Source organism: Bergeyella anatis (genome assembly GCF_036016955.1).
Lineage (GTDB): Bacteria > Bacteroidota > Bacteroidia > Flavobacteriales > Weeksellaceae > JAYWXI01.
The window spans coordinates 114903-118774 of record NZ_JAYWXI010000010.1; the positions used below are offsets into that span (position 1 = coordinate 114903).

At 37.7% G+C, this 3872-nt stretch carries 4 protein-coding genes; all 4 read left to right on the forward strand.

Features of this window, described 5'->3' with window-relative positions:
- Positions 1–167 precede the first annotated feature (167 nt).
- The 4 genes from VQ048_RS08740 to VQ048_RS08755 all read left to right on the forward strand — a co-directional run bounded on the left by VQ048_RS08740 (position 168) and on the right by VQ048_RS08755 (position 3662).
- Positions 168–827, forward strand: a complete 660-nt coding sequence (locus VQ048_RS08740; protein ID WP_327611307.1) for a hypothetical protein — start codon at positions 168–170, stop codon at positions 825–827.
- A gap of 13 nt (positions 828–840) precedes the next feature.
- The gene (locus VQ048_RS08745) at positions 841–1326 is read left to right on the forward strand and encodes a hypothetical protein (protein WP_327611308.1); all 486 of its coding nucleotides are present in this window, start codon (positions 841–843) and stop codon (positions 1324–1326) included.
- Between the two features lie 97 nt (positions 1327–1423).
- Positions 1424–3292 (forward strand): RHS repeat domain-containing protein, encoded by a 1869-nt coding sequence (locus tag VQ048_RS08750; protein ID WP_327611309.1) that lies wholly within the window; start codon positions 1424–1426, stop codon positions 3290–3292.
- Position 3293: 1 nt separating this feature from the next.
- Positions 3294–3662 (forward strand): hypothetical protein, encoded by a 369-nt coding sequence (locus VQ048_RS08755; RefSeq protein WP_327611310.1) that lies wholly within the window; start codon positions 3294–3296, stop codon positions 3660–3662.
- Positions 3663–3872 lie beyond the last annotated feature (210 nt).

Here is a 3872-nt window from a genome sequence, read left to right on the forward strand (position 1 = left end):
TCAAGTTCGGAAAAGTTCCGATGCGAGGCTGAAAAGCAGAAGTTTTTTGAAATAGTCCAAACTCGCGCAAGGAAAAAGTTGAGTAGTTGTGGTTGAATGTAGACCCTTTAGCGGAGAAATATCCGAGTTGGTCCCCGTACAATTATACACTGAACAATCCTATCAATATGATAGACCCCGATGGAAGAGACCCTATATATGGTAAAAACTTTTGGGGTAGAATTAAACTAATTGGAGATGATGGGAAGGATGATGGACAATCATACCTTGTAAGAGGTTCAGTAAAGAGAGATGTAAAGAGAGCCACAAAAGCAGGCGAAAATTATACAGGTTCGCTTGCTGAAAGCAATAATGTATTTAAAATCCCGACAGGAGGTGTAATGGATGATGTGATAAACTCGGTTAATGATACAAGGACATCAGAAAAAGAACACGGAGGACACGCAAATATTGGAGATGCTAATGCTACTCGTTGGGATGAGGGAACTCCAGCACAAGAAATAAAAGACGCAAATGGAGATGTTATTGGGGCTAAAGCCTCTCTTAAAGCCTTTATGGTAAATGGCCAGAATCAAATCCCCACAGATGCATCAAATGTAGAGTTTTGGTGGCACATACATCCTAAAACTACTGTTGGAGGGGTGCAGTTAGGGAACTCAGATCCATCACCTGCAGACTTCAATTTTCAAACAATAATGGAAAACAGAGGGTTTAAGGGTAATACATTTGTTATTGGGGTAAGAAGCGGAACAGTTACTTTTTATAATAAAGATAAAGCCCTGATAACTGTTAAGTATGCGGATTTTAAAACAATGGGAGGTAAATAAATCTATAATTGAAATGAAAGCAACAATAAAAATAATTATGGCAGTCATTGTAATGTTTTGTATATCTTGTTCAACAATGAAATACAATATTCAGAAGAATAATAAGCAGATAGATAAGATAATATCTTCTCTTTTAGAGAAGAATGGAAATGTTTTTTATCTAACTTCTACTTATGCAACTTTCTCAACGGTATGGACATACCACAAAGGTAGGCTTGAGATTTATAAATTAGTAAATGGGAAAATAATCCTTCAACAAGAATATTTCACAACAAGTATTGATAACATTAACCAAATATCAAAAGAAGAGTTATTTGAATTAGACCAGTGTATAGAGTTAGATGGAGACGGCTTTGGCTATAGGATAAAAAAAGGTTCGGGAATAGAGCAACAGGATTTACCGATAGGCATAGAATGTTTTATCAAACTAAAATACAAATCAGAATTTTTAAACAAAGTTATAAAGGATATAAACACTTATAAGATGTGGGATGTTTGATATAAGTAATATTGGATTGACCAAAAGCATAGGCGTAAACTGCATGGGCTTTGTTGGGTCGTATATCAAAGTTAGTGATGCTAAAATAAACTAAAAAATGCACTGTCAAACTGTCATAAAAAGGAGAAATGCATTTTGGGGTTTCGTCGGAGCTACGACGGAGACACGACGGAGCGATGACGGAGCGGTACGCAATAAAAAAAGACTGTCAAAATGGCAAAAACACCCGCACGCTTTAAGTATCTTAAAAGATACCACCACGCCTAAACCTCGCACTTACGAGTACGATGGCAATGGTAATCCGATAAGCTACGAGGGCTTTAAGGATTTTAGAGTGATGGTATGGGACGAGGAGAACCGTTTGCAGGGATTAAATGATAACGGTAAGTTGCATTTATATACTTACGACCATACGGGCGAAAGAGCCGTAAAAAGTAGTGCGGAAAGTCAGAAGACCGTTATCAATGGGGTGAGTTCTGCGGTTATCGTTCACGCGGAGAATTACACGGCTTATGTTAATCCATACTTTGTCGTAAACAAAGGAAAATTCACAAAACACTATTTTGAGGGAACTTCGAGAATAGTAAGCAAACTGGGAGAAGGTACTTTTCATCAGCCAAGTGGACTAATGGCAGGTGGGATAGATTATATCAAGCAGTCGGCTAAGGTACAAGAGGCGATTGATAGTTACATTAGAGGTCTGAATGTACCACCGGGACCACCAACCCAGCACGGTATATACGGCACACCTGACTTTACAGGCGTAGAATATCCATCTATTGACTGGAGCGATATATCCCAAGACCAAGAGCCACCTGAAGGGTGGCCAAGACCACCGAAGTTTAACGAACCGGGAGATGTACCGGGTCCTCCAGTGCAATACGGTGACCCAGTGAAACCCGAAACGGTAGAGGGCGGATTTGGATTTAAGGATAATGGCGTGGAGGAAAAGAATTTATACTACTATCACCCTGACCACCTCGGCAGTAGCAGTTATATTACAGATGCTAATGGCGATGTAAACCAACATACGGAATATATGGCGTTTGGAGAAGTGTTATTTGACGAGCATAAAGTGAGTAGAAGAATGCCGTATTTGTTTAATGGTAAGGAGTTGGATAGCGAGACAGGATTGTATTATTACGGGGCGAGATATTACGACCCGAGAGTAAGTTTGTGGCTGAATGTAGACCCACACGCAGAACGTTACCCAAGTTGGTCTCCATACAATTATGTAATGAATAACCCAATAAACGCAGTAGATCCTGACGGAAGAGATGTAATTCTATTAGTCTGGGCTATTGGTAATGGAGGTTATGGACACGCAGCTGTTGCTGTATCTAATTACAAAAAAGAATACTATAAAGTAAAAGTAAATGGCAAGACTATAACTAAATCAAGAATGGTAGCAGATGGTACGTACACTTATTATGATTTATGGCCAGGGGTTGATAATAATGGAGATGGAGTATCAGATGGCATTGGTTCTGCCGGGCCAAAAGATGCTTTTACCGGGCCAATAGCTCATTATCAAGTTTTTAAAAATTTAACAGAGAATGATTTAATAAATGGAGACCCGAGTGGAGCGGAAGGAAAAGTTGCGGATGGTGTTATAAAACTTTATTCAGGTTATCAAGAAGATATGGAAGCTATAGCTGATATTAAAAGTCATATGAAATCAAATAAACAATATACATCAGTTACAAATAATTGTTCTGACTTGGCTTGTGCAGGTGTTGCTGAAGCTTTAGACAGGTATAAGTGGTGGATTGAGGATAATGGAGCGAATGAGTCATCTTATGGGATAAATTATACCACACCAAATGCTCTTTATAAATATGTAAGAGATAGAATTAATGGTAATCCAAAGGAAGGTAAGGAGTTAAGAAACCCTGGCTCTGTTATATATACTAAATTTAAAGAGGCTGTAATCGACCCAGCTAAAGAACAACAAAAAGGGAATTAATATGAGAATGAATTTTTTATTACTTGGCGTGTCAATAATGATTCTTTTGCTTAGTTGTGCGAATAAAAATAATGATGGAAAATCTTATAAAATAGAACAATCTTCAGTTATTAACATTGAGTTGAGTAAAGTAGATTTTATAGGCGTTAGCAAAGGAGGTAACGAATATGAGATTAGAGATAGAGAAAAGCTGAAAACCACTTTGTCAGCTTTGAATAAATCACATATTAAGTATATTAAATTTGGCTCAAAAAATACTTTTAAAATATATGATACCAATAAAGATGTATTAGTTGAAGGATTCTTTAAAGATGATATATTTAAAATAAAAGGTGTGGTATACCAAGCTAATCAAACTTTGTTTGAATAAGGTCGTGTTGTATCAGAGTTAGTGATGCTAAAATAAACTAAAAAATGTACTGTCAAACTGTCATAAAAACGAAAAGTGCGTTTCGGGGTTTCGTCGGACCTACGACGGAGACACGACGGAGCGATGACGGAGCGGTACGCAATAAAAAAAGGCTGCCAAAATGGCAAAAACACCCACACGCTTTAAGTATCTTAAAAGATACCACCACGC

Coding starts and splice junctions, on each gene's coding strand:
- VQ048_RS08740 (WP_327611307.1), top strand. CDS start 168: ATGATAGACCCCGATGGAAGAGACCCTATATATGGTAAAAACTTTTGG.
- VQ048_RS08745 (WP_327611308.1), top strand. CDS start 841: ATGAAAGCAACAATAAAAATAATTATGGCAGTCATTGTAATGTTTTGT.
- VQ048_RS08755 (WP_327611310.1), top strand. CDS start 3,294: ATGAGAATGAATTTTTTATTACTTGGCGTGTCAATAATGATTCTTTTG.
- VQ048_RS08750 (WP_327611309.1), top strand. CDS start 1,424: ATGCACTGTCAAACTGTCATAAAAAGGAGAAATGCATTTTGGGGTTTC.